We start from the raw sequence: 609 nt of genomic DNA on the forward strand, positions 1-609 counted from the left end.
ATTGCCGTAACGGTGACCGCTGCGGCCGGTCACACCGCGCACATTTACACGGCAGATTGCCGCTGTGACGAGCCGGACCATGACCACGGCCCCGACTTCCCCGACGATCTCATGTATCAGGCAATCTGCCCGCCGTGCAGCTGGCACCACATCGCCGCCAACGAGAACGCGGCCGTGGAAGCGTGGCACGACCACGCCCTGCCGGGTTGGCGAAACCTCCCCGTAGTGCCGCGACGCGTGGCCCAACTCGACGACACGCGGGCGACCAGACAGCGGCGAGACCGATGGGTTGCCGAACACTATCCGGAGCATTGGCAGCGCCCCGGCTATCCGATCCTCACCGAACGCGGCAAGTGGGGGACCCGGCATGTTTCGGGGCGGTCCCCGTTCGGCGGGTACGACCTCACCGGGTCGGTGGGGGAGTAGGACCCGTGGCCCCATTACCCCTAACACCACTATTAGCGGTAATGGGGCCACCCGCTGACGCGGGGATCGGCGGCGGCCGTCGAGGTCCTGGCCTGAATCTCCGCACTCGCCAGCCGCCGGGGCCTCTCAGCGGCCCGGACACGGAGGTCCGGGGAAGTGCCGCGAGGGACGGCAACAGGTGAT

Annotated in this window: 1 protein-coding gene; it reads left to right on the top strand. The window is 68.3% G+C overall.

What is annotated here, in order from left to right:
* Positions 1 to 426, top strand: a 426-nt coding sequence (locus tag D9V41_RS18355) for a DUF6349 family protein (RefSeq protein WP_243697319.1), incomplete at its 5' end; no start/stop codon positions are given.
* Positions 427 to 609 lie beyond the last annotated feature (183 nt).

The organism is Aeromicrobium phragmitis (genome assembly GCF_003674095.1).
In the GTDB taxonomy this organism is placed as follows: domain Bacteria; phylum Actinomycetota; class Actinomycetes; order Propionibacteriales; family Nocardioidaceae; genus Aeromicrobium; species Aeromicrobium phragmitis.